Source organism: Mycobacterium sp. TH-M106 (assembly GCF_057473765.1).
On record NZ_JBYCLE010000002.1, the window covers coordinates 1 to 1,452 of the forward strand.

Sequence of the window (1,452 nt, forward strand, 5' to 3'; positions counted from 1 at the left end):
AACGCCGCCTGGTACTTCGACACGGTGCACATCGGCGATCCGATCATCGTGCAGGCCTGACCGGCGGTCGCCGGAGGAATGCCATTAACGGTCGGAAGCTGATCAGCGGCCGGTGGGTGCGCTGGGACGAGGAGCGCGCAGCCGCGTCGTACGCGCGCCGGTGGTGGGTGCAAGGTACACTGGTCGATTCACTTCGCGATGCCGCTGAGCACAGCCCGGACCGGGTGGTGTTGATCGACGGCGAGGATCAGCTGGACTGCCAGACCCTCTACACCCAGGCGAGCGCGCTGGCGCAGGCGCTGTTGGCACGGCTGCCGGTGGGAGCTGTGGTGTCGTTCATGTTGCCCAATTGGCATGAGGCGGCGGTGATCTACCTGGCGACGGCGATGGCCGGGATGGTGGTCAATCCGCTGCTGCCGTCGCTGCGGCAGCGGGAGTTGCGCGCGCTGCTCACCGATGTGGGCAGCCGGATGATCTTCGTACCGGCCACCTGGCGGGATCACGACTTCGTCTCGATGGTGGCGCCGCTGGCCGAAGAGCTGGGGATCGACGTCGTGGTGGTGCGCGGCGAGGGCGGGAACCATGCGGGCTACCCGCAGTTGCTGGCCGATCCGGCGCAACCGCGGGAACTGCCCACTGTCGACCCGGATGGGGTCCAGATGATCCTCTACACGTCCGGGACGGCCGGCAAGGCCAAAGGCGTGCTGCACACCCACAACTCGATGCATGCGTTGATCTGCCAGATCCGCGACCACTGGCTGGTCGAGGACGGCGACCGGTTTTTGGTGCCGTCGCCGATCGCGCACATCGGCGGCTCCATCTACGCCTTCGAATGCCCGCTGTTGCTGGGAACGACCGCGATTCTGATGGACCGCTGGAACGCCGACGAGGCGGCTCGGCTGATGCAGGTCAACCGCTGCACGCACCTGGCCGGAGCCACGCCGTTTCTGGAGCAGCTGCTCGCCGCCGCGGAGCGTGCCGGTACCCGGTTACCCGATCTGAAGTTGTTCGTGTGCGGCGGCGCGTCGGTGCCGCCGCCGCTGATCCGCAGTGCGGCCGGGTTTTTCCAGCGGGCGGTGGTCACCCGCGCCTACGGCTGCACCGAGGTTCCGGTGATCACCGTCGGCGCACCCGACCTCGACGACGTCGACCACGCCGCGGACACCGACGGGCGCCCCGGGCTGGCCGAGGTCAGGGTCGTCGACAACGACGCCGCCCCGGCCGGCGCGGGGGAGATCCTGGCGCGCGGCCCGCAGATGTGCGCCGGCTATCTGCATCCCGAGGACGACAGCGAATCTTTCAATGCGGCAGGGTTTTTCCACACCGGCGATCTCGGCCGTTGGGTCGACGACGACTACCTGGTCGTCACCGGCCGCGTGAAGGACGTCATCATCCGCAGCGGGGAGAACATCTCGCCGAAGGAGGTCGAAGACGTGCTGGCCGGCCACCCCG

1 protein-coding gene is annotated in these 1,452 nt (G+C 68.3%); it reads left to right on the plus strand.

The features are described 5' to 3' along the window. Nucleotides 1-116 precede the first annotated feature (116 nt). On the plus strand, nt 117-1,452 hold a 1,336-nt coding region (locus AC2VOP_RS00075; RefSeq protein ID WP_486959070.1), incomplete at its 3' end, for an AMP-binding protein.